Origin of the sequence: Acetobacterium wieringae, from assembly GCF_001766835.1 — a bacterium.
GTDB classification, from domain to species: domain Bacteria; phylum Bacillota; class Clostridia; order Eubacteriales; family Eubacteriaceae; genus Acetobacterium; species Acetobacterium wieringae.
In genome coordinates this window covers 26,202-48,158 of record NZ_LKEU01000010.1, presented here as the reverse complement: position 1 = coordinate 48,158, position 21,957 = coordinate 26,202, and the positions used below count along the sequence as shown (strand labels likewise).

Below are 21,957 nucleotides of genomic sequence, written 5' to 3'. Positions count from 1 at the left end.
CTTGTCCCTTGAGCAAGGGGACGGACGAAAAAGTGCCGGGGTGGCGGAACTGGCAGACGCACAGGACTTAAAATCCTGCGGTCCTTTCGACCGTACCGGTTCGATTCCGGTCCTCGGCACCACTTTTTAAAATGGTCACTTGATAAACTTGCTCAATTACTCACATCGCGGGATGGAGCAGCTTGGTAGCTCGTCGGGCTCATAACCCGGAGGTCGTAGGTTCAAATCCTGCTCCCGCAACCAAATATACAAATCCTTTTTTTTCATGGCGGCGTAGCTCAGTTGGCTAGAGCATACGGTTCATACCCGTAGTGTCAGCGGTTCGACTCCGTTCGCCGCTACCATAAAAAAAATAAATCAGTGGCCCCTTGGTCAAGCGGTTAAGACACCGCCCTTTCACGGCGGTAACAGGGGTTCGAGTCCCCTAGGGGTCACCAATTAATTTGTATCATCACAACCGAATAGTTTCCAGATTATTTCGTGGTCGCATAGCTCAGCTGGGAGAGCACCTGCCTTACAAGCAGGGGGTCACAGGTTCGAGCCCTGTTGCGACCACCATTTTTTTTATCTATTTTTGTTAAAAAATTAGAATCGAGAATTTTATTGAAGTGGTGAAACCATGGAGAAAAAAGTAATTCAATACATTGAAGAACAGGGAATTTTAGAGGCTGGCGATCATGTTCTCATCGGCGTATCCGGTGGAGCAGATTCGCTGGCTTTATTGTATTTTTTGGACAAATATGCCAACCAATTTGAAATAACCCTCGGTGTGGCTCATCTTCACCATGGTCTTCGGGGAGCTGCCGCTGATGCCGACGAAGAGTTTGTAAAAGAATTTTGTCGAGCGCGGAACATTCCCTTCTTTTCGCGACAACGAAATATCCGGCAAATATCACGAATCGAGAAAATATCAGTAGAAGAAGCGGGACGGAAAGAACGTTACGACTTTTTTAGTGTCATCGCAGAAGCCCATGGTTATAATCGGATCGCGATGGGCCATCATATCAATGATCAGGCGGAAACGATGCTGATGCGACTGATTCGGGGTACCGGGGTCAAGGGTGTTTCGGGCATAAAATCCAGTCGGGACAATTTATATATCCGGCCTTTTCTGTGTCTGGAGAAAAAAGAAATTCTGGCGTATTGTAAAATTCATGAGCTGGCTTTTCGAACCGACGCTACCAATTTTCAGCGAGACTATACCCGCAATAAAATCCGTTTGGATATTATGCCGATGGTTTTAGAAATCAATCCCCGGGCGGAAGTCCATTTTAATGAATTTACAAAAATTGCCTATGAATATGAAGCGTTTTTTGAGAAATATGTGGATCTGATTGAAGATCGGATTCTGGCTTCTGAAATAAACCGGGTAGTTATTAATCGTGACGTGTGGTTGGGTGAGGAACCGGTGGTTCAGAAAGAAATTTTACGGCGGGCTATTTTTAAATTTAAGGGTAGTTTAAAGGAAATTGAGTACAATCATATCACTGCATTTTATAGTTTATTAAAGAGCGACAAAACGATCTGGGAAATCCACTTCCCGCATGACATTCAAGTTAGCCGCCGTTATGATCGGGTTATGGTATCAAAAAAAGAAAAGCAGACAGATGTTATTATAACACCCAAACCGATTCTGGAAAACAAAACCTACCTATTTGCTAAAGAGCATCTGATCGTCGAAACGAAACGGGTTACTCCGGCTGAATTTAAGGATAAAAGGTGTTTTTTTTCGAAAGAAGTGGAAAATCATTGTGAAAAATATTTTGATTATGATAAAATAAAAGGCATATTGGTTTTGCGTAGTCGTCAATCAGGAGACTATTTTTATCCTCCCGGTCTACTGGGAAAAAAATCCATAAAAAAATATTTTATTGACAAGAAAATCGATCGCAATCGCAGAAATGAAATTCCGCTACTGGTGGTGGACAACGAGGTCTTATGGATTTTGGGCTATGCCATCAATCAACGATTTTTGGCCAATGATGATACAAAAAAAATAATTAGGGTAACATACCTTATGTTAGGAGAAAAATGTGATAGCCGATATTCAGGAAATTTTGGTTGATGAAAAGGCATTGGAAAAGCGTGTCGCAGAACTTGGAGAAAAGATTACCGCAGATTACCGGGGAAAGTATCCCATCTTGATTGGTATTTTGAAAGGATCATCGGTTTTTATGGCCGATTTGATTAGAAAAATTCCGATTCCATTGGAGATTGATTTCTTAAAAGCCTCCAGCTATGGCGCCGAAGCCCGGAGCTCTGGAATTGTTCAACTGGAAGCGGATCTATCGATGGATGTCAAAGGCCGGAGTATTTTGCTGATTGAAGATATCGTTGATACTGGCAATACCCTGAAATATTTATTGAATCGCTTTGAAAGTCTGGGGGCCGCGGATGTGAAGGTCTGTTCGCTACTGGATAAACCGGAGCGTCGGGAACAGCGGGTTATATCGGCTTTGAAATACCCAATGAATTCGTAGTTGGATACGGATTGGATTATGCTCAAAAGTACCGGAATCTTCCCTTTATTGGGATTTTAAAACGAGAAGTATATGAATAAGCATAGTGGAAAAAAGAAGAATTTGAACATGAGAGGAGTGATGTTTTTTGAATAAATACCTTAAGATGATTGGGTTTTATTTAGTAATTCTATTGATCATTATTGTCGCTGTAACCTTTTTAAACCCCATGAAAGAAGAGGTTAAAACGATTGTTTATAGTGAGCTGCTTACCCAATTGGAGAATAATCAGGTAGCAGAACTGGAAATAAACAACTCAAATGTCACCGGCGTTCTACGAAGTGGCGAAGAATTTGAGGCAGTGGTACCGCAATATGTAATAGACGAACAGGTAACACCGTATATTTTGAAAAACGATGTGAAAGTAACCATTACCAAGCAGCAGGATTCCTGGTGGATTTCCTTAATTCCATCAGTGGTGTTGATTGTTTTAATGGTGGTGTTTTTTCTTGTCTTCAGCCAACAGGCTGGCGGTGGCGGCGGGAAGGTAATGTCCTTTGGAAAAAGTCGGGCAAAACTTCACGTTGAAGGGGAAACCAAGGTGACCTTTAAAAACGTCGCTGGTGCCGATGAGGAAAAAGAAGAGTTAGAAGAAGTTGTTGATTTCTTGAAAGCTCCGGATCGCTACCGGAAATTGGGCGCCCGGATTCCCAAAGGGATTTTATTAGTTGGACCTCCGGGTACTGGGAAAACCCTTCTGGCCAGAGCGGTGGCCGGTGAAGCGGCAGTGCCGTTTTTCACCATCAGTGGTTCGGATTTTGTCGAGATGTTTGTTGGGGTCGGAGCGTCCCGAGTTCGGGATCTTTTTGAAAATGCCAAGAAAAACGCCCCCTGTATCATTTTTATTGATGAAATTGATGCGGTTGGTCGACATCGTGGCGCTGGTCTGGGTGGCGGACATGACGAACGGGAGCAAACCCTGAATCAGTTACTGGTTGAAATGGATGGTTTTGGTATCAACGAAGGCATTATCATTATTGCCGCTACAAACCGTCCGGATATTCTTGACCCAGCCTTACTGAGACCAGGGCGTTTTGACCGCCAGGTAACGGTTGGTGTACCGGATGTAAAAGGTCGGGAAGAAATTCTCAATGTCCATAAAAAAGATAAACCCCTGGCACCTGAGGTCGATCTGGCTACCATTGCCAAAGGGACACCGGGCTTCACCGGGGCAGATCTGGAAAACCTGATGAATGAAGCTGCCCTTCTGACGGCCAGACATAGTGGTAAATTGATTACTATGGTCGAGTTGGAAGAAGCCATCAAACGGGTGATTGCCGGTCCTGAAAAGAAAAGCAAAGTGATCAACGAGGATGATTTACATATCACGGCTTATCATGAAGCCGGACATGCGATTGTCATGCATCTTTTACCCAATTGTGACTCGGTTCATGAGATTTCGATTATTCCCCGGGGGATGGCAGCTGGTTATACCTTGTCACTGCCGGATGATGATCGTCAGCATATGAGTAAAAGTAAGTTGTTGGAAAATATCTGCGGTCTGCTGGGTGGACGGGCGGCTGAAAAAATCGCTCTGGATGATATTTGCACCGGCGCCAGCAATGATATTGAACGAGCAACCAAGATTGCCAGAAGTATGGTAACGGAATGGGGCATGAGTGAGCATCTGGGGCCAATGACTTTTGGACATTCTGACAGCGGCGAAGTCTTTCTGGGTCGGGATCTGGGACGTTCCCGCAATTACAGTGAGGAAGTTGCAGCGGTCATTGATAAGGAAATCCGTATGATTGTGGAAAATGCTTTTGAACGGGCCTGCTCGATTCTGGAAACACATCAGGAAAAGCTCGAAGAGATTGCCACTCGCCTGCTGAGAGATAAAACCGTCACCGGTGAAGAATTCAAAGCGCTGTTTGAAGAACAGCCGGAATCAGAAAAAATGGTAGAAGTTGAGATAGAAGCTGAAATTGAATAATTAACAAGTAAAAAAGCCGTTCATATAACGGCTTTTTTTAAGATAAGATGTTAAAATACAACTATGTAATCAGTTGAATTTGACAAAAAGACATGGAGGATCAAATGGAAGAACTGAAAGTTGGAACCAGTTTTGAAAAGAAATTTTTTGTAAATAAAGAAGATACGGCCCTGGCCTTAGGCAGTGGCGGCGAAGCGGTGCTGGCCACGCCCCGACTGGTAGCCTGGATGGAGAATACAGCCTTTGAAGGGGTGGAAACGACTCAACCCGATAACAGTACCACCGTGGGAACCTTCATCGAATTAAAACATCTATCAGCTTCACCAGTGGGAGTCGAAATTCGGATTAAGGCGACGCTGGTATCGATTGAAAAACGGGCCTTGAATTTTGATATCGATGCATGGGATAGCGTGGAAAAAATTGGCGAAGCGATTCATCAGCGTTTTATTGTGGATAAAGCCCGCTTCAACGAGAAGGTTGCAAAAAAACTGGAAACCAATCTTTAGGAGGAAACATGATTTTAGGTATTGATGTCGGAAATACAAATACGGAACTGGCAGTTCTGATCGGCGATGAAATCCCCTATTCCTGGCGCTTTGTCACCAAAACACCGCGAACCTCGGATGAGTACGGAGTGCTGATCAAATCCTTTTTCAGAAATTCAGAAATATCGGTGGACAAAATCAGCAGTGTCATTATTGCGTCAGTAGTGCCAAACATCATGTACTCACTGATCAATGGCATAAAAAAATATATCGGGGTGGAACCGATGGTGGTGGGGCCGGGTATTAAAACCGGAATGCCCATTAATACCTCGGATCCATCGGAAGTTGGAGCTGACCGGATCGTTGATGCGGTAGCTGCCTACAGCATTTATGGCGGACCGTTAATCGTTACCGACTTTGGAACGGCCACTACCTTTGATTATGTCACCAAAGAAGGGGCTTTTGCAGCAGCAGTAACCACCCCGGGGATTCAGATTTCCATTGATGCTTTGTGGAAAAATGCCGCCAAGCTGCCCAATATCGAAATTAAAAAACCGTCGTCAATATTGGCCCGTGATACGGTAACCAGTATGCAGGCGGGTTTGGTTTATGGTTATATTGGTCAGGTGGAGTATATCATTGAACAGATTAAAAAAGAGACCGGCGTTAAGGATATGAAGGTGGTGGCAACCGGTGGGTATGGTCGTCTGTTTTACCAGGAAACAAAATCCATTAACGTTTATGATCCCCAACTTTCCCTTAAAGGGCTGAAGATTATCCATGATAAGAATTTCCGGTAAACAGAATCAATGAAGAAAACAAAATCTGCATGTGAACAAAAAAATAGCGTTCTGAAAATTGGGGATGTTTCAATTGAAACCCCTCTTTTTTTGGGGCCAATGGCTGGCTACACCAACCTGCCTTTTCGGCTGATGGCCAAAGAGTTTGGGGCTGGAGTGGTTTTTTCAGAAATGATCAGCGGTAAGGGTCTATACTATAAGGATCACAAGACGGCTGATTTAATGCTGACCTGTGAGCAGGAAGCACCGGCGGGAATCCAACTGTTTGGCTCCGATCCGGATATTCTGGCACAGGTCGTCAGGGATTATATTAATGCCACCGATTATGCCCTTTTGGATTTTAACGCCGGTTGCCCGGCCCCCAAGATTACCAAAAATGGCGAAGGCTCAGCCCTGTTAAAAACACCGGAGTTGTTTTTTGCGGTGGTTAGTGCATTGGCAGAGGCCTCCCAGAAGCCGCTGATTGTCAAAACCCGTATTGGCTGGGATGATCAGAGCATCAATATCCGGGCAATCGCCGAGGGGGTGGAAGCTGCCGGGGCGGCGGCCCTAACGATCCATGGCCGCACCCGGGAAGCCTATTACTCCGGTTTGGCCAATTGGGAGATTATTGCTGAGGTCAAAAAAAATGCCGGGATTCCGATCATCTTAAACGGCGATATCAACAGTGGTGAAGCGGCCCAAAAGGCCATTGAATTAACCGGGGTCGATGGGCTGATGGTTGGTCGGGCAGCCATTGGTAACCCCTTTGTTTTTCGGGAAATTAAGCATTATTTAGATACCGGCGAAGTGCTCGCCAAACCGACGCCTGAAGAACGGGTCCAGGTCGCCATTAAACACATTGATTTGTTGGGGCTGCTAAAAAACGAGGAGGCTGGACTCCGGGAAATGCGTAAACATCTGGCGGCCTATACCAAAGGTCTTCCCCATGCCACGGTGATTCGCAACGAGCTCTTTCATGCTCCGGATAAAGCAGCGGTGATCCAATTGCTGACTTGCGCACTGAAATAATAAAAAGAGTGACCTCACAAAAAAAGTAGGGGTGATCCGAGATCGCCCCTACTTTTTAATTAATGTTGTGAAAATTTTAAACTTAGTTTGATAGTAAATTTTTCCGGATCAGGGTGCGGGCTTCACCAATCATATAAAGGGAACCCACAAATACATTGACCTCGTTTGTTCGGGTCAGGTTAATGCTGTTTACGGCATCATCCATATTGTCGTAGAAATCGACGCTTTTGCCATAGCTAGTGCTGATTAATGCGGCCATTTTATCGGCTGGCATGGCCCGGTCACTGTTAGGCGTCAGGGTGTGAATGGTGCTGGCGATGGGCACCAGATAAGATAAGGATTCTTCAATGTCCTTATCTTCCAGCATTCCGAAAAACAGGTTGATTGTGCGGTTGGGAAAATATTGCTTCATATTATTGACAAAGGCCTGGATCCCATTACTGTTGTGGGCACCATCGATGAGGATCACCGGATTTTCCCGAAAAATTTCAAAACGCCCCGGAAAAACAACATTAGCCAGCGCTTTTTTTATCTGACTGGAGTTGATTGAATAGCCTTTGCGAATCAGTAGGGCAATGACTTCCAGAGCGGTCAGGCAGTTCAGGGATTGATGATCACCCAGCAGTTTTAAGGAGAAGCCATCCAGATAGAGATGATCACCCCGATATTTCAGGGTCTGATTGTGGGTGGTATGGCTTAGAATTGAAATGTCATCGGGGTTAACCAAAACCGTATTGGCATTTTTGGACTCCGCAAAGTCAAGAATGACTTTTAGGGCTTCGGGATCCTGAGGATAGACAACGACATCAGAGCCCTCTTTGATAATGGCAGCTTTTTCATAGGCAATTTCAGCCAGGGTGTTTCCCAGGTAGTCGGTGTGATCATTGCTGATCCCCATGATCACTACCGCCAATGGATCTTTGATGATGTTGGTGGCATCAAGTCTTCCACCCATTCCAACTTCAAGCACAACAAAGTCCACCTGTTTTTCATAAAAGTATTGAAGACCAACGGCGGTCACCATTTCAAATTCGGTCGGGTGGGGTTCGCCTTGCTCCAGTAGCACTTCGATCCGTTCCTTGACAAAGGTAGTGGCGGCGACCAGACTGTCATCATCAATCGGTTCATTGTTTAACTGGATCCGTTCATTAAAGGCTTCCAGAAAGGGAGAGGTAAACAGACCGGTGTTGTATCCGGCGGTTTTTAAGACGGTGGCGATCATGGTGGAAGTGGATCCTTTGCCGTTGGTACCGGCAATGTGAATAAATTTAAGCTTATCCTGGGGGTTGTCCATGGCATTCAGTAGGAGTCTCATGCTGTCCAGCCCTAACCGGGTGCCAAACTTATGGGTTGCTTCAATGTAGCTGATGGCTTCGGTAACGTTCATGTTAAATTAGGCCTCCTGAATTGGACAACAATTGACACATTTTTCGGTAACCATGAATTGGACGCTTTTATCATGCTCTTCCATGGGGATTTTGTCAAAAATAAAGTCTTCACGAATCAGTGCAACAGTGATACAATCGTCACTGACAGTTTCCAGAAAACGGTCATAATAGCCGCCGCCAAAGCCCATCCGGTGGCCGGAGGGTGAGAAGGCACAACCGGGAACCATCACGAGATCAATTTTTTTAGGATCGACAATTCGCATACATTCGGCACGAACTTCGAGGATTCCATAGTGGCCCTCTTCCAGATCTTCGGGAAAATTAATCAACTCTGACAGGGTAACGGTATGATCTTCGATGTTACAGATGGGAACCACGATGTGTTTACCATCGGCCAGGGCTTTTTTGATAAAATCATGGGTATAGATTTCAGTGCCAAAGCTGACATAGGCCATAATCCAATCGGCGTTTTTATAAAGATCACTATCCAGGAATTGTTCGATAATTTTTGCATCGGTATCGGCACAATAAATTTCTTTACGGCGTGCCAGAACTTCTTTTCGGAACATACTTTTATCCATTTTCTTCTCCTAATATTAAGATTAATTGACGATGATATTATAACATAAAGTCGGTTGCCGACAAAAAATTATCGAGGGGAAATTTTATCTGTATTTTTTCTTGAAAAACAGGGATTCTTGGTTATACTGGAAATAGTGCAGAAAAATAGTCCATAAATAATATGCTTGAAAGCGTAAACAGAAAAAAGGTGTAAAAAATAAATGAAGCGATTATTAATTGCCTGCGAAACCATCAAGGATGAGGTTGAACTGGCATTGAAAAAAAACAGTGTAGAATTGGAGACTGTCTGGATGTCCAATATGCTCCATGACTCTCCGGAACGATTGAAAAACGCCCTTCAGGAAGAAATAGACAAAGCTGAAGAGGAATATGATCAACTCTTGTTTGCCTATGGCAATTGCGGCAATGGATTGTTGGGCTTAAAAAGTAACACGGCCACTTTGATTATTCCCCGTTATGGGGATTGCATTGATATCCTGCTTTCAGAAAAAGAAGAGCTGGAGCGGATTCGAACATCGACCTATTTCCTGACTGAGGGCTGGTTGCGGGGGGGAAAGTCCCTTGATAAAGAATTTGCGCATAACCGGGAAAAGTACGGCGAAAGTCGGGCCAGGAAAGTCATGGATATTATGTTTCGGAACTATAAAAACCTGATGTTGATTGATACTGGCGCCTACTCAGTCGATAATTCGCTGTCCCGGGTGAATGATATTGGTGAACTCATCGGACTGGAAGTGGTGGTTGATCAGGGGAGCATTTCACCGCTTGAAAAATTGGTAACCGGCCAGTGGCAGGAGGGCTTTTGTATTATTCCACCTGGTCAAATGACCACCCACGATGACTTTGATGAGGTAACAGTTCGAAACAGGTAGGATAATAGTATTTTGGTTGGATAAACACCTGTTTTGATCTTTGCATGATTGAAATAGGTGTTTTTGTGATGTGAGACCTGATTTCACAAAATTTTAAAAGTATGGTATAGTGATAAAAGCGAATGATTGAGTAACAGAAAGGACAAAATATGAATCAGTTTAGAGAACCGATGAATGCATTAACCCATTTAATTGGTGCAATATTATCCATCTTTGGCATTATTGCGATGTTGATTTTAATTGTTGCAAAGGATAATCTGACCCCATTGACACTCATTTCGGTACTGGCTTTTGGAGTGGGACTGATCTGCCTCTATGGCACCAGCTTTAGATACCATGCATCATATGGCAGTAAGGAAGAAATTCTGCATCTGAAAAAACTGGATCATGCCATGATCTTTATTCTGATTGCGGGAACCTATACCCCATTTTGTCTGCTTTGCTTAACGGGAACCATGCGGGTAGCGATGATGGTGGCAATCTGGGGGGTGGCTCTAGTCGGGATTATTCTTAAAGTGGCCTGGATCAATATGCCCCGGTGGCTGGGCACCGGTCTCTATATTTTTCTGGGGTGGTTTGCGCTATTTGTGTTAGGGCCGCTGTATCAGGCTTTGCCTCGGCCGGGTTTTGTGCTGCTGGTTGGCGGTGGGGTCATGTATACCATCGGCGGGGTGATTTACGCCGTCAAAAAGCCAAACTTCGGCAAGAACTTCGGCTTTCACGAATTATTTCACATTTTTGTAATATTGGGTTCGCTGTGTCATTTTATTTGTGTTTTTTTCTTTATTCTTTAAGAAAAAAATGGTATCATAAAAAAGTTGATAGTTAAAACAAAATTATTATTGTATTTTATAAAAAAACTGTTAAACTAGTAGTATTGTTAATTGCATCACTGCAAAAAAAAAACTCATTTTTTGCAGTGATTTTTTTGTTGAAATAATACGAAAATGTAAAAGAAAAAGGAGTCGGTAAATTAATGCAAACAAAGTATATTTTTGTCACTGGTGGTGTAGTATCTTCTTTAGGAAAGGGCATTACGAGTGCTTCATTGGGACGGCTGCTTAAGTCCAGAGGGCTTAAAGTGTCGATTCAGAAATTTGATCCTTATTTAAATTTTGATCCTGGAACGATGAGTCCTTATCAGCATGGGGAAGTTTTTGTGACTGATGATGGCGCCGAAACCGATTTGGATCTGGGTCACTACGAGCGATTCACCGACGAAAACCTGTCCAAGTACAGCAATGTCACCACCGGAAAAGTATATTGGAATGTTATCTCAAAAGAACGTCGCGGCGATTACCTGGGCGGAACGGTTCAGGTTATTCCTCACATTACCGATGAAATAAAAGATGGTATCCTGCGGGTCACGGAGTATAGTCATCCCGATGTCGTCATCACTGAAATCGGCGGCACCGTGGGTGATATTGAAAGCCTGCCTTATCTGGAAGCGATCAGACAATTCAAGGGCGATCTGGGGGCTGAAAATGTTTTGTACATCCATGTAACCCTGCTGCCTTTTTTGGGAAAAGCTGGTGAACTGAAAACAAAACCGACCCAGCATTCGGTAAAAGAACTCCGAAGTATCGGGATTCAGCCGGATATTATTGTGCTCCGTTCTGAAAAAGAGGTCGAAGAAGGCCTTAAGGGGAAAATTTCACTGTTCTGTAATGTCGATAAAAAAGCGGTGGTTGTTAATATGGATGCCGCTGAACTTTATGAAGTGCCCTTAATGCTTGAAAAAGAAGGCCTGGCCGAATTGGTTTGTGAAAAACTCCATATCGAGTGCAAAGAACCGGATTTGACCGAATGGAAAGATCTGGTAAAAAAGGCTAAAAGTCTGGAAAACAAGGTAACCATCGGCTTAGTCGGAAAATATGTGGAACTTCACGATGCCTATCTATCGGTGGCTGAGGCCCTGCGTCATGGTGGGATCGGCAATAATTCCGAAGTAGTCATCAAGTGGATTCACTCCGAAGACATCAATGAAGAGAATGTTGACCGGGTGCTCAAAGATCTGGACGGCATCATTGTTCCGGGCGGCTTTGGTCACCGCGGGGTGGAAGGCAAGATCCACGCCATTCAATATGCTCGAGAAAACAAGGTACCTTTTTTAGGACTCTGTTTGGGTCTGCAGTTAGCTGTCATTGAGTTTGCCCGTAATGTAGCCGGACTTACCGGAGCTCACAGCATTGAACTGGATCCGGAAACGCCTTATCCGGTGATTAACCTGATGGAAGAGCAGAAAAAAATTATTGATATGGGCGGCACCATGCGGTTGGGATTATACCCCTGCGAATTGTTGGAAGGCTCCAAAGCCATGGAAGCTTATGGCGAGAAAAATATCAGCGAACGACATCGTCATCGCTACGAAGTGAATGATGATTTCATTCCCCAATTAGAAGAAAAAGGGCTGGTTTTCTCAGGGATGTCACCTGACCGGGTGCTTGTTGAGATGATTGAAATCAAGGATCATCCCTGGTTTGTGGCCACTCAGGCGCATCCGGAGTTTAAATCCCGACCAAACAAACCGCATCCCCTGTTTCAGAGTTTCGTCAAAGCTGCTTTAGCCACAAAAAAATAGTGGATAAAAAAATCAAGATCCCAGATCTTGATTTTTTTTATGGGTGAAGACACAAGATATATTAACAGAAAAACTGTGGATAACTTACAAAATGTGGATAGGATTCGGATAAAGCTGTGGAGAACATTGGTTTTACCTGTGGACAATGTGGATAACCTTGTTGACTATTGGGAGAACCCCCCAATAGCGCCAATGTAATGGGAAAACAATGAACAGGTCAATTGTTAATAAAAAATAGTTGATTAGACACAGGCTGTGGAAAATAAAATATGATTGTTTTGGAGCTGAAATGGGGATATAATGAAGGTCATTCAAACAGTTACGTTGAAAATTAAAAAGATACAAGGTGAATTAAATGCATAAATATGGTTTTTTTAGAACAGCCTGCGCTGTTCCCAAACTTAAATTGGCAGACTGCCAATATAACCTCAGGCAAATGATTAGTCTGGCAGAAAAGGCCTGGGATCAGGGCGTGGAAGTGCTGTTGTTTCCGGAGTTAGGGATTACCGGCTATACCTGCGGTGATCTGTTTTTTCAGCGGGAGCTACAGAAAAACGCCGTCAAGGCTCTGGACAGCCTGTGCCAATGGTCAGACGGAAAAAAAATGCTGCTGGTGGTGGGTCTGCCCCTGGCCATTAATGGCAGTTTGTACAATTGTTCAGCGCTGCTAAACGATGGTAAAATTCTGGGGATTGTGCCCAAAACCTATATTCCCAATCATCAGGAGTTTTATGAAAAACGTTGGTTTGCTTCGGCAAAATCATTGAATCAGACAGAAATTCCAATCGGTTCCCAAGCGGTTCCGATTGGGACGGATTTGCTGTTTAAGCATGTTCATCGGGAAGAATTTGTGGTGGCCGTCGAAATTTGTGAAGACCTATGGGTGCCGATCTCACCGGGCAGCTTTCACGCTCTGGCTGGTGCCACGGTGATTCTTAATCCCTCTGCCAGCAATGAGGTGGTGGGCAAAAGTGATTATCGCAGGGAACTGATCCGCTCCCAATCCGGACGCTGCAATGCAGCTTATCTCTATGCCTCAGCAGGGTTTGGGGAATCCACCAGTGATCTGGTTTTCGGTGGTAATGCGATGATCTGTGAACGGGGGATACTACTTAAAGAACTGCCCAAATTTAACCTGGGTAATGAATTGCTGATTTGCGATATTGATGTGGAATCACTCAATCATGACCGCCAAATGCAGCATGGCTTTGGCGATTCGGTGGATCTGCTTAATAACCGTTTTTACCGAACCATTACCTTTGAAACTTCGGGCACCAATGATTTTGATCGGGAGGTCAACCCGCAGCCCTTTGTTCCGGCAGATCCCAACCGTCGCAGTGAACGTTGTGAAGAAATCTTTAATATTCAAACCATTGGTTTGGCGACCCGCCTGGCTCATATCGGTAACGCCCCGATGGTGGTGGGGATCTCCGGGGGACTGGACTCCACCATGGCGCTGCTGGTCTGTGTCTCTGTTTGTGACCGCTTTGGTATTCCCCGGGAAAAAATTCATGCCGTCACCATGCCGGGCTTTGGCACCACTGACCGCACCTACGACAATGCCGTAGCCCTGATTAAGGGTCTCGGTGCCAGTTTCCATGAAATTTCGATTGTGGCGGCCTGTACCGCTCACTTTAAGGATATCGGCCACCCCATTGATCTTCACAACGTCACCTACGAAAATTCCCAGGCTCGGGAACGCACCCAGATTCTGATGGATCTTTCCAATAAACTGGGGGGAATTGTTATTGGGACCGGGGATCTTTCGGAACTGGCACTGGGTTGGGCCACCTATAATGGCGACCATATGTCGATGTACAGTGTCAATGCCAGTGTGCCAAAAACCCTGATCCGCTACCTGGTGGAGTGGGTGGCCGACCATTCGCCCGAAGCAGACATTCGCAAAATTCTTTATGATGTTCTGGCGACCCCGGTTTCTCCGGAACTGCTGCCGCCTGATGCTGATGGAAAAATTGCCCAGAAAACTGAAGAAACCGTGGGACCATACGAACTTCACGATTTCTTCATGTATCAAATGGTTCGTCATGGTTTTTCACCGGAAAAAGTCTATTTTCTGGCCTGCAAGGCCTTTGACGGCGTCTATCAAAAGGCAGTCATTTTTAAATGGCTGAAAAACTTTTATCACCGTTTCTTTGGCCAGCAGTTTAAACGAAACTGTCTCCCCGATGGACCCAAGGTCGGGTCGGTCTCCTTTTCGCCACGGGGTGACTGGCGGATGCCCTCGGATGCTCATGCAACCCAATGGCTTAAGAGCCTGGAAAAAATGGAACCAATCGGTTAAGTTGATAAAAAAAGAAGCTGTCCGAAAACAGCTTCTTTTTTTAGGATTCTTTTTTGGCGTAATGTTGGAGCAAAACTTCGTGTTTGAAGTTAATAAAATCGAGAATTTCCCGCTTGCCTTCTTCGCTGGTCATGGCGTATCCGAACAGCCCCAGCAGGTCTTTCATATCCAATGGTTTAACTAATTGTTCAGCTGAGTTTAATGAACCCTCAGATTTGAGTTTAGCATCATTGAGAGATGTGGCATTGTCAGTCCGACAAAGCAGATAATCAACCGATACATCAAAATAATCGGCAATTTCAACCAGCAACTGGTTTTCAGGAAGGTTTTTATCCTTCTCATACTTGGAAATTGAGCTCTTGTTTAAATCAAAATGCTCAGCAAAATCTTGCTGGGTCATGTCCTTATTAATGCGTAGTCGTTTTAATCGGGTACCAAAAGTAGACATCGTGTTTCCTCCAAAAAATATTCATAAACTCAGTATGAACGAATAAGATAAACACATGATATGTGTATAACCATATTATACACTATTCGTATACTTGATGGCCAGAAATTTTATACAAAGGTGCAAAACCGGAAATAATTCAAATACCACATGAAACAGAAGCACTATTTCTTAATGAATCTAAAACAAACTTGCTTTATTCTTTAGTTTGGTTTAAAATAAGATGTTATATATTCGAGAAAGGATACTAAATGAAATTTACAGAATTAGAAATTAATGAACAACTACTGCAAGGCATCGAAGAAATGGGCTTTGTAGAAATGACCGAAATCCAGGAGCGAGCGATACCACAATTGATGATGGGAGGAGACCTCATTGGAAAATCGCAAACCGGAACAGGAAAAACTGTTGCCTTTGCAATTCCAGCCATTACAAAGCTTGACCCTTCCATAAAGAAAGTACAAGTTTTAGTTCTATGCCCAACCCGTGAGTTGGCAGTACAGGTCTCAGACGAGTTTAGAAAAGTAATAAAATACCAGAAAGGCGTAAAAGTTCTGCCGATTTTCGGAGGGGCGTCCATTGAAGGTCAAATCAGAGACCTTAAATCCGGGGTTCAGATCGTTGTTGGCACCCCCGGCCGGGTAATGGATCATATGCGTCGAAAAACACTGAAACTGAGTGATGTTTCGATGGTGGTACTGGACGAAGCGGATGAAATGTTAAACATGGGATTCCGGGAAGATATCGAACTGATTCTCGATGAAATTGACCATGATATTCAGACGGTGTTATTCTCAGCAACGATGCCAAAACCGATTTTAAAAATTGCTGAAACCTATCAGAAAGATCCGGTAATGATCGAAATTTCGCCAAAAACCATGGTCGCAACCAGCATTGAGCAGAAATACTTCAATATCAGCGATCACCATAAGTTTGAAGCGTTAACCCGTTTGCTGGATGTGTATAAACCCCAGCGATCACTGATTTTCTGTAACACCAAAAAATATGTCGATGAAATCACCGATGATCTGAAAAAATTGGGTTATTCAGTCGATAAGATTCATGGTGACATGCGCCAGATGTCCCGAATGGCGGTATTAAAAGATTTCAGTCGCGGTAAACTAAATATCCTGGTGGCAACCGATGTGGCGGCCCGGGGTATTGATGTGGATGACGTTGATATCGTCTTTAATTATGATGTACCGGATAATGAAGAATACTATGTGCACCGAATTGGTCGAACCGGCCGGGCTGGAAAAAGCGGAATTTCCCTGACCCTGGCACGATCAAGAGATCAGTTCAGACTCAAGAAGATTACCGATTACACTAAAAAAAGTATCGAACGGGATCTGATTCCTACCAGTGAAGTCATCAATGATATTAAAATTGCCCATTTCCACGAACGTTTTAAGATTCGGGCTGATAAAGGTACTGAAAAGGGCAGTCTGGATACCTATTTAAAAATTATTGACGAACTGGTTGAAAAAGGATATACGGCCGAAACCATTGCTGCTGTGTTGTTGCAGGCCCAGTTACCGCTGTCAGAAGCTGAAGATCTTAATACTGTCGAACGACGTCCCAGACGGAATGATGGTGGTCCTCGCCGGGATGGTCGGGATGGACGCAGCCGTCGTGATGGCGGATCCAGAGATGGTGGTTCTCGTCGGGCTGGCCCAGAAAAAACCAAACGGTTGTTTATCAGTGTCGGTGAAAAGGATCATGCCCAAAAACGGGATATTCTGGGAGCGATCTGCGGTGAATGCGGAATTCCATCGTCAGCAGTGGGTAACATTGACATGTATGACAAGTTTACCTTTGTCGATGTGGATGAAGAGCAAGCTAAAAAAGTCGAAAAGAAACTAAACGGCAAAATAATCAAAGAACGTAAAGTAAAAGTAGAAATTTCTAAAAAGAAGAAGTAATTAGATCTTAAATGGAACCTGGGTGTGAGGCTGACATTGTCCTTGGATCCGGGTTTTTTGATACAATAGTTAGAAAAAATCAGAGGAGGTGCCCTATGAAAGACACAAAAACAGAAAAAAGGAACAAATTGGGCGTCGTTCCCATTCCCAAGCTGCTTTTTTCAATGTCCATACCAGCAATTATTTCGATGATGATTCAGGCTTTATATAATATTGTCGACAGTATCTTTGTGGCACAAATCGGGGAAGAAGCGCTAACGGCGGTTTCTCTGGCGTTTCCGATTCAGATGATTATTATCTCCTGCTTTGTGGGCCTGGGAGTTGGGATTAATTCAGCCATATCCAGGCGGCTGGGTCAAAATAAAAACAGCGAGGCGGCCAACGTGGCTGAGCATGGTTTCCTATTGGCGGTTTTAATCGCCGCCGGGTTGGGAATCCTGGGATTCTTTACGGCGGAAGCGTTTATCAGTCTGTTCACCGATAACGCCAACATCATTGCTCAGGGTCGCGCTTATTTGATGATTGTTACGGTGTTTTGTTTTGGTAGTTTTATTACTCAGGCTGCTTTTTCAACCTTACAGGGAACCGGTGAAATGATCCAACCGATGGTGGGCCAGATTATTGGTGCGGTGACCAATATTATTCTGGATCCGATTATGATTTTCGGGTGGTTTGGTTTCCCTGCCCTGGGGGTAGCCGGTGCGGCCATTGCCACGGTCATCGGTCAGCTTTTGGGGATGGTTTATATGCTGTTGATTGTCTTTAAAAGCGGAAAGTCATATCTCAAACTGGACTATCAGGTGTTTCACTATGAAACAGAAATCGTCAAGGACATCTTTAAAGTCGGCTTGCCAGCGGCGATTATGCAGGGGTTGGCCTCGCTGATGATTACCGGATACAATCTGATCCTGGCCGGATTTGGGATGTCAGCGGTGGCAGTTTTCGGTGTTTACTTTAAAATTCAATCGATCATCTTTATGCCCATCTTTGGATTGGGACAGGGGGCCATGCCCATCTTCGGCTTTAATTTTGGGGCCAGAAACCGGGAACGGTTCAATGAAACCCTAAAGGTCGCAATTACTGCTGCCCTCTCGATCATGATCATAGGCACAGTACTGTTCTGGATTTTCCCGGCTCAGATTATGATGGCTTTTAATCCGTCATCCGAAATGATGGAAATCGGGGTGAACTGTCTGCGCAGCATCAGTCTGGCTTTTCCGTTGGCGGGAATTTCGATTATGCTCAGTGTCAGTTTTCAGGCCATCGGGAAAGCTTATGTCAGTATGATTGCTTCCTTTATCCGCCAGATGGTGGTGCTCTTGCCGGTTACTTACCTGCTGGCTCAGGCTGGCGGTCTGGACTGGCTCTGGTATGGATTCTTCATCTCGGAAATCGTTTGTCTGGCTTACGAACTGTTTATGTTCCGGTGGTATCAGCGAACCATCTTTGATACCTGGGAGGCGGCTCCGGTCACCGTACAAAACTAATGCAATAAAAACGAAAAGATCTGCATCAGGCATTGGCCTGATGCAGATCTTTTGTTAGTTGAGGCTTTGATTGATGATCGCAATGCTCTGAACAATCAGGGCATTCATCCGCTCCGTCTCACCGCAAAGAAAAAGGTAGCCAATCAGGGTTTCAAACCCGGTGGCATAGCGGTAGTCAGACGGGTTGGCATTCTTGGGAACCTGAGAGGCGGTATTACGGCCCCGTTTAAAGATCCGCTGCTCGGCTTCGGTAAGCTCTGGCAGCAGTTCCCGGATGATTTGGGCCTGGGCACTGGCCCGGACATAGTGGATGGAGGTTTTGGTCATGAAGTTGACGTTCTGGTGACCACAGCCAAGCAGATATTTTCGAATCATATCGGAATATATCCCATCGCCGAGATAGGCCAAAGCCAGGGGATTCATGGCAGCGGCCTGTTCGATGGTATAGCTTTTTTCGATGGTGGCCTTTATAGTTTTGAGATTTTCGGTGGGTTCGGGGGTAAGGGTCAGGCTTTTTTCCATTTAACACCTTCCCGGGTATCCTCCAATACAATGCCTTTTGCCAGCAGTTCATCGCGGATTTCGTCAGCCCGCTTAAAATCCTTGGCTTTACGGGCGGCCTGGCGCTGGGCGATCAGATCTTCTACCGCCTCATCCAGATTGGTTTCTTTTTCTTTTACCGCCAGCCCTAAAACACCGGTGAGTTCGGCAAAAGTATTCTGGCCAGCCATGATTGCCGGTTGGGAAGAAGTGGCATCAAGGTTGGAATTTAAATCCCGAACCAGCTCAAAAATTACGGCAATGGCATCGGCGGTGTTGATATCGTCGTCCATGGCAGCAATAAAATCGTTTTTGTATTTGGCCAGGGAATCAATCCAAACCTGCTCGGCTTCGGTGGCTGCCTTAGCAGTGGCATTTTCCAGCAGGAAGTCCATCTGGAATTTGGCGGTATATAAACGCTCCAGGGCACTGGCGGCCTGTTTTAGCAGCGGTTCGCTGAAGTTGACCGGGCTGCGGTAATGGGCCATCAGTAAAAACATCCGAACCGCTTCCAGATCGAAGGTTTTGGCAATATCCCGGACGGTGAAGAAGTTGCCCTTGGACTTGGACATTTTCTCGTTGTCGATATTAATGTAGCCATTGTGGACCCAATAGTTGGCAAAGGGTTTGCCGCAGCAGCCTTCCGATTGGGCAATTTCATTTTCGTGGTGGGGGAAGATCAGATCCTGGCCGCCGCCGTGAATATCAATGGTTTCACCGAGATGTTTTTTGGACATCGCCGAACATTCAATGTGCCAGCCTGGTCGTCCCTGACCCCAGGGACTTTCCCAATAGGGTTCGCCGTCTTTTTTCTTTTTCCAGAGGGCAAAATCAAGAGGACTTTCTTTTTCGTCATTGACGTCAATTCGGGCACCGGATTTTAAATCATCAATGGATTGTTTGGACAATTTACCATAATCGTTAAAGGCATCGACACGGTAGTAGACATTGCCATCGACGTTATAGGCCAGTCCCTTTTCTTCCAGGGTTTTGATCATTTCAATGATTTCCGGCATGTGCTCGCTAACCTTGGGATGGACCGAGGCCCGTTTGATGCCCAGGGCATCGGCATCGGTGAAGTATTCCTGGATGTATTTTTCAGAAACATCGCCCGGCGAAATCCCTTCTTCGTGGCTGCGATTGATGATTTTGTCATCGACGTCGGTAAAATTCTGGATAAAGGTGACCTCATAGCCGGTATATTCCAAAAATCGGCGGAGCACGTCAAAAACAATGAAGGGACGGGCGTTGCCGATATGAAAATAGTTGTAAACAGTCGGTCCGCAGGAATACATCCGCACCTTGCCCGCTTCAATCGGGACAAAGGTTTCTTTCTGCTGGGTCAAGGTATTATATAATTTCATAAAGTTCAACCTTTCAATTTATTTATTTACAGCAATGTGTTATGATAACATATTATACACTAAAGATAAGATTAAGTGTCAATGGATAAAATTTTTTAGGAAGAAAATTTCTTTATCATCCCAGATGAATAACAAGAAATGAAAGAGGAATCTCCATGGAAGCAAATGCAAAAAGAAAAGTCCTGGCCCAGGCGATTTTAGCCCTTGAAACCGAAGAGGATTGTAATCTGTTACTGGAAGACCTGTGTACCATCAAAGAAATCGAAGACATGGCTCACCGCTTTGAAATTGCCTACTTGCTGTCCCAGGGAAAAACCTTTATTGATGTCGAAAAACTGACCGGAGCCAGTTCGGCCACCATCAGCCGGGTCAACCGCTGCCTCAAACACGGCAAAGGCTACCGCAACATCATCGAAAAAATGAAAAAGGACCGTACATTGGAGTAGTCTTATCTAAAATTTAATATTAAAGGAGTTGAGTGTAGTGATGAAAGCTGTGAAAAAGTCGAAGAAGTTGGACAACGTTTGTTATGATATTAGAGGACCGGTGGTCGAAGAGGCGGATCGCATGGAGCGGGACGGCATTGACATTATTATGCTCAATACGGGCAATACAGCCCCCTTTAATTTAAATGCCCCGGATGAAATTATTCAGGATATTAAATATAACATGAAAACCGCTGAAGGATACTGTAATTCCCAGGGCATTTTTTCGGCCCGAAAGGCCGTGGTTCAGCATTATCAGACCAAGGGACTGATGGATCTGAAGGTCGATGATGTTTTTCTGGGTAATGGGGTCAGCGAACTGATTCTTTTTTGTATGCAGGCGCTCTTGGACAACGGGGACGAAATTCTGGTGCCAGCACCGGATTACCCGCTGTGGTCGGCTGCCGTCAACCTGTCGGGTGGCAATGCGGTCTATTATACTTGTGATGAAGAAGACGACTGGAATCCCAATCTTTCGGATATTGCCAGTAAGATTACCCCCAATACCAAGGGGATTGTCGTCATCAATCCCAATAATCCCACTGGCGCCCTTTATCCCCGGGAAATTTTAGAGGGAATCGTTGATCTGGCGGTGGAAAATGATCTGATTATCTTTGCCGATGAAATTTATGACCGGATTCTCTATGATGATAATGTTCATATCCCGATGTCAACGCTCACCGAAGATGTATTGGTGGTAACCCTCAACGGCTTGTCCAAATCCCATCGGATTCCTGGCTATCGGGTCGGTTGGATGATTTTAACCGGCAATAAGGAGGGGGCAAAGGACTATATCGAAGGCATCAAGATGCTTTCCAATATGCGAATGTGCTCCAATGTTCCGGGACAGCATGCGATCCAGACCTCACTCGGTGGCTATCAGAGCATGAATGACCTGCTCAAGCCCGGCGGACGGCTCTATGAACAGCGGGAGATTGTCTGTAAGCGGATCAATGCGATTCCGGGCTTGTCCTGTGTCAAACCCAAGGCCGGATTTTATGTCTTTCCTAAAATTGATACCGAAATGTTTAATATCACCAGTGATGTCCAGTTTGCCCTGGATTTTCTAAAAGAAGAACATGTCCTGATGGTTCAGGGTACCGGTTTTAACTGGCCTCACCCGGATCATTTCAGAATCGTCTTTTTACCACACCCTGAAGATCTGATTGAAACCATGGATCGGCTGGAACGGTTTATGGCAACCTACCGTCAAGAGTAACGTTTAAGAATGGAATAAT

18 protein-coding genes, 5 tRNA genes and 1 pseudogene are annotated in these 21,957 nt (G+C 44.8%); 19 read left to right on the top strand and 5 right to left on the bottom strand.

The features are described from left to right. Window positions 1–34: 34 nt before the first annotated feature. The 11 genes and pseudogenes from ACWI_RS00715 to dusB all read left to right on the top strand — a co-directional run bounded on the left by ACWI_RS00715 (window position 35) and on the right by dusB (window position 6,748). Window positions 35–122 (top strand) — tRNA-Leu (locus tag ACWI_RS00715). A 44-nt stretch (window positions 123–166) separates the two neighbouring features. Next, window positions 167–243: transfer RNA gene (locus ACWI_RS00710), tRNA-Met, on the top strand. A 24-nt stretch (window positions 244–267) separates the two neighbouring features. Beyond that, window positions 268–344: transfer RNA gene (locus tag ACWI_RS00705), tRNA-Met, on the top strand. Between the two features lie 18 nt (window positions 345–362). Continuing rightward, window positions 363–437: transfer RNA gene (locus tag ACWI_RS00700), tRNA-Glu, on the top strand. A 45-nt stretch (window positions 438–482) separates the two neighbouring features. Next, window positions 483–558, top strand: a tRNA-Val gene (locus tag ACWI_RS00695). 61 nt (window positions 559–619) lie between these two features. Then, complete coding sequence (gene tilS, locus ACWI_RS00690) at window positions 620–2,065, top strand: tRNA lysidine(34) synthetase TilS (protein ID WP_070369514.1); 1,446 nt, start codon at window positions 620–622, stop codon at window positions 2,063–2,065. After that, window positions 2,034–2,560 (top strand): annotated as a pseudogene (gene hpt, locus ACWI_RS00685) (hypoxanthine phosphoribosyltransferase). The gene tilS and the pseudogene hpt overlap by 32 nt, the downstream one beginning before the upstream one ends. Before the next feature lie 65 nt (window positions 2,561–2,625). Continuing rightward, window positions 2,626–4,452, top strand: a complete 1,827-nt coding sequence (gene ftsH, locus ACWI_RS00680) for an ATP-dependent zinc metalloprotease FtsH (protein ID WP_070369689.1) — start codon at window positions 2,626–2,628, stop codon at window positions 4,450–4,452. Between the two features lie 104 nt (window positions 4,453–4,556). Beyond that, complete coding sequence (locus ACWI_RS00675) at window positions 4,557–4,958, top strand: thioesterase family protein (RefSeq protein ID WP_070369513.1); 402 nt, start codon at window positions 4,557–4,559, stop codon at window positions 4,956–4,958. Window positions 4,959–4,966: 8 nt separating this feature from the next. Continuing rightward, window positions 4,967–5,737: a type III pantothenate kinase gene (locus ACWI_RS00670; protein ID WP_070369512.1), complete on the top strand. Its 771-nt coding sequence runs from the start codon at window positions 4,967–4,969 to the stop codon at window positions 5,735–5,737. Window positions 5,738–5,746: 9 nt separating this feature from the next. Then, window positions 5,747–6,748, top strand: a complete 1,002-nt coding sequence (dusB, locus tag ACWI_RS00665; protein ID WP_084633418.1) for a tRNA dihydrouridine synthase DusB — start codon at window positions 5,747–5,749, stop codon at window positions 6,746–6,748. A gap of 82 nt (window positions 6,749–6,830) precedes the next feature. On the opposite strand, the gene ACWI_RS00660 is transcribed toward dusB, so the two are convergent. Beyond that, window positions 6,831–8,135, bottom strand: a complete 1,305-nt coding sequence (locus tag ACWI_RS00660; RefSeq protein ID WP_070369511.1) for a bifunctional folylpolyglutamate synthase/dihydrofolate synthase — start codon at window positions 8,133–8,135, stop codon at window positions 6,831–6,833. A gap of 6 nt (window positions 8,136–8,141) precedes the next feature. After that, window positions 8,142–8,717, bottom strand: coding sequence for a 5-formyltetrahydrofolate cyclo-ligase (locus tag ACWI_RS00655; protein WP_070369510.1), 576 nt, complete (start codon window positions 8,715–8,717; stop codon window positions 8,142–8,144). A 201-nt stretch (window positions 8,718–8,918) separates the two neighbouring features. On the opposite strand from ACWI_RS00655, the gene ACWI_RS00650 reads away from it, so the two are divergent. The 4 genes from ACWI_RS00650 to ACWI_RS00635 all read left to right on the top strand — a co-directional run bounded on the left by ACWI_RS00650 (window position 8,919) and on the right by ACWI_RS00635 (window position 14,473). Beyond that, the gene (locus tag ACWI_RS00650; RefSeq protein ID WP_070369509.1) at window positions 8,919–9,590 is read left to right on the top strand and encodes a DUF1638 domain-containing protein; all 672 of its coding nucleotides are present in this window, start codon (window positions 8,919–8,921) and stop codon (window positions 9,588–9,590) included. 149 nt (window positions 9,591–9,739) lie between these two features. Continuing rightward, window positions 9,740–10,384 (top strand): PAQR family membrane homeostasis protein TrhA, encoded by a 645-nt coding sequence (gene trhA, locus ACWI_RS00645; RefSeq protein ID WP_070369508.1) that lies wholly within the window; start codon window positions 9,740–9,742, stop codon window positions 10,382–10,384. A gap of 182 nt (window positions 10,385–10,566) precedes the next feature. Beyond that, the gene (locus ACWI_RS00640; RefSeq protein WP_070369507.1) at window positions 10,567–12,171 is read left to right on the top strand and encodes a CTP synthase; all 1,605 of its coding nucleotides are present in this window, start codon (window positions 10,567–10,569) and stop codon (window positions 12,169–12,171) included. A 355-nt stretch (window positions 12,172–12,526) separates the two neighbouring features. Beyond that, complete coding sequence (locus tag ACWI_RS00635) at window positions 12,527–14,473, top strand: NAD(+) synthase (RefSeq protein WP_070369506.1); 1,947 nt, start codon at window positions 12,527–12,529, stop codon at window positions 14,471–14,473. 40 nt (window positions 14,474–14,513) lie between these two features. Here ACWI_RS00635 and ACWI_RS18350 read toward each other — a convergent pair whose 3' ends face one another. Further along, complete coding sequence (locus ACWI_RS18350; protein WP_084633417.1) at window positions 14,514–14,921, bottom strand: helix-turn-helix domain-containing protein; 408 nt, start codon at window positions 14,919–14,921, stop codon at window positions 14,514–14,516. Window positions 14,922–15,172: 251 nt separating this feature from the next. Between ACWI_RS18350 and ACWI_RS00625 the strand changes: the two genes are divergently transcribed. Both ACWI_RS00625 and ACWI_RS00620 read left to right on the top strand, forming a co-directional pair. Next, the gene (locus tag ACWI_RS00625; protein ID WP_070369505.1) at window positions 15,173–16,843 is read left to right on the top strand and encodes a DEAD/DEAH box helicase; all 1,671 of its coding nucleotides are present in this window, start codon (window positions 15,173–15,175) and stop codon (window positions 16,841–16,843) included. A 95-nt stretch (window positions 16,844–16,938) separates the two neighbouring features. Then, a complete protein-coding gene (locus ACWI_RS00620; protein ID WP_070369504.1) occupies window positions 16,939–18,330 on the top strand; it encodes an MATE family efflux transporter in 1,392 nt (463 codons plus the stop codon). A 54-nt stretch (window positions 18,331–18,384) separates the two neighbouring features. Here ACWI_RS00620 and ACWI_RS00615 read toward each other — a convergent pair whose 3' ends face one another. Together ACWI_RS00615 and cysS are read right to left on the bottom strand one after the other, a co-directional pair. Next, entirely contained in the window at window positions 18,385–18,852 is a 468-nt protein-coding gene (locus ACWI_RS00615; protein ID WP_084633416.1) for a Mini-ribonuclease 3, read from the bottom strand. Further along, window positions 18,837–20,234: a cysteine--tRNA ligase gene (cysS, locus tag ACWI_RS00610; protein ID WP_070369503.1), complete on the bottom strand. Its 1,398-nt coding sequence runs from the start codon at window positions 20,232–20,234 to the stop codon at window positions 18,837–18,839. Before cysS ends, ACWI_RS00615 begins: the two co-directional genes overlap by 16 nt. Before the next feature lie 155 nt (window positions 20,235–20,389). Here cysS and ACWI_RS00605 point away from each other — a divergent pair, with 155 nt between their 5' ends. Continuing rightward, window positions 20,390–20,680: a YerC/YecD family TrpR-related protein gene (locus ACWI_RS00605; RefSeq protein WP_070369502.1), complete on the top strand. Its 291-nt coding sequence runs from the start codon at window positions 20,390–20,392 to the stop codon at window positions 20,678–20,680. A gap of 40 nt (window positions 20,681–20,720) precedes the next feature. Next, window positions 20,721–21,938, top strand: a complete 1,218-nt coding sequence (locus ACWI_RS00600; protein WP_070369501.1) for a pyridoxal phosphate-dependent aminotransferase — start codon at window positions 20,721–20,723, stop codon at window positions 21,936–21,938. The last annotated feature ends 19 nt before the right edge of the window (window positions 21,939–21,957 follow it).

Coding starts and splice junctions, on each gene's coding strand:
- tilS (WP_070369514.1), top strand. CDS start 620: ATGGAGAAAAAAGTAATTCAATACATTGAAGAACAGGGAATTTTAGAG.
- ftsH (WP_070369689.1), top strand. CDS start 2,626: ATGATTGGGTTTTATTTAGTAATTCTATTGATCATTATTGTCGCTGTA.
- ACWI_RS00675 (WP_070369513.1), top strand. CDS start 4,557: ATGGAAGAACTGAAAGTTGGAACCAGTTTTGAAAAGAAATTTTTTGTA.
- ACWI_RS00670 (WP_070369512.1), top strand. CDS start 4,967: ATGATTTTAGGTATTGATGTCGGAAATACAAATACGGAACTGGCAGTT.
- dusB (WP_084633418.1), top strand. CDS start 5,747: ATGAAGAAAACAAAATCTGCATGTGAACAAAAAAATAGCGTTCTGAAA.
- ACWI_RS00660 (WP_070369511.1), bottom strand. CDS start 8,135: ATGAACGTTACCGAAGCCATCAGCTACATTGAAGCAACCCATAAGTTT.
- ACWI_RS00655 (WP_070369510.1), bottom strand. CDS start 8,717: ATGGATAAAAGTATGTTCCGAAAAGAAGTTCTGGCACGCCGTAAAGAA.
- ACWI_RS00650 (WP_070369509.1), top strand. CDS start 8,919: ATGAAGCGATTATTAATTGCCTGCGAAACCATCAAGGATGAGGTTGAA.
- trhA (WP_070369508.1), top strand. CDS start 9,740: ATGAATCAGTTTAGAGAACCGATGAATGCATTAACCCATTTAATTGGT.
- ACWI_RS00640 (WP_070369507.1), top strand. CDS start 10,567: ATGCAAACAAAGTATATTTTTGTCACTGGTGGTGTAGTATCTTCTTTA.
- ACWI_RS00635 (WP_070369506.1), top strand. CDS start 12,527: ATGCATAAATATGGTTTTTTTAGAACAGCCTGCGCTGTTCCCAAACTT.
- ACWI_RS18350 (WP_084633417.1), bottom strand. CDS start 14,921: ATGTCTACTTTTGGTACCCGATTAAAACGACTACGCATTAATAAGGAC.
- ACWI_RS00625 (WP_070369505.1), top strand. CDS start 15,173: ATGAAATTTACAGAATTAGAAATTAATGAACAACTACTGCAAGGCATC.
- ACWI_RS00620 (WP_070369504.1), top strand. CDS start 16,939: ATGAAAGACACAAAAACAGAAAAAAGGAACAAATTGGGCGTCGTTCCC.
- ACWI_RS00615 (WP_084633416.1), bottom strand. CDS start 18,852: ATGGAAAAAAGCCTGACCCTTACCCCCGAACCCACCGAAAATCTCAAA.
- cysS (WP_070369503.1), bottom strand. CDS start 20,234: ATGAAATTATATAATACCTTGACCCAGCAGAAAGAAACCTTTGTCCCG.
- ACWI_RS00605 (WP_070369502.1), top strand. CDS start 20,390: ATGGAAGCAAATGCAAAAAGAAAAGTCCTGGCCCAGGCGATTTTAGCC.
- ACWI_RS00600 (WP_070369501.1), top strand. CDS start 20,721: ATGAAAGCTGTGAAAAAGTCGAAGAAGTTGGACAACGTTTGTTATGAT.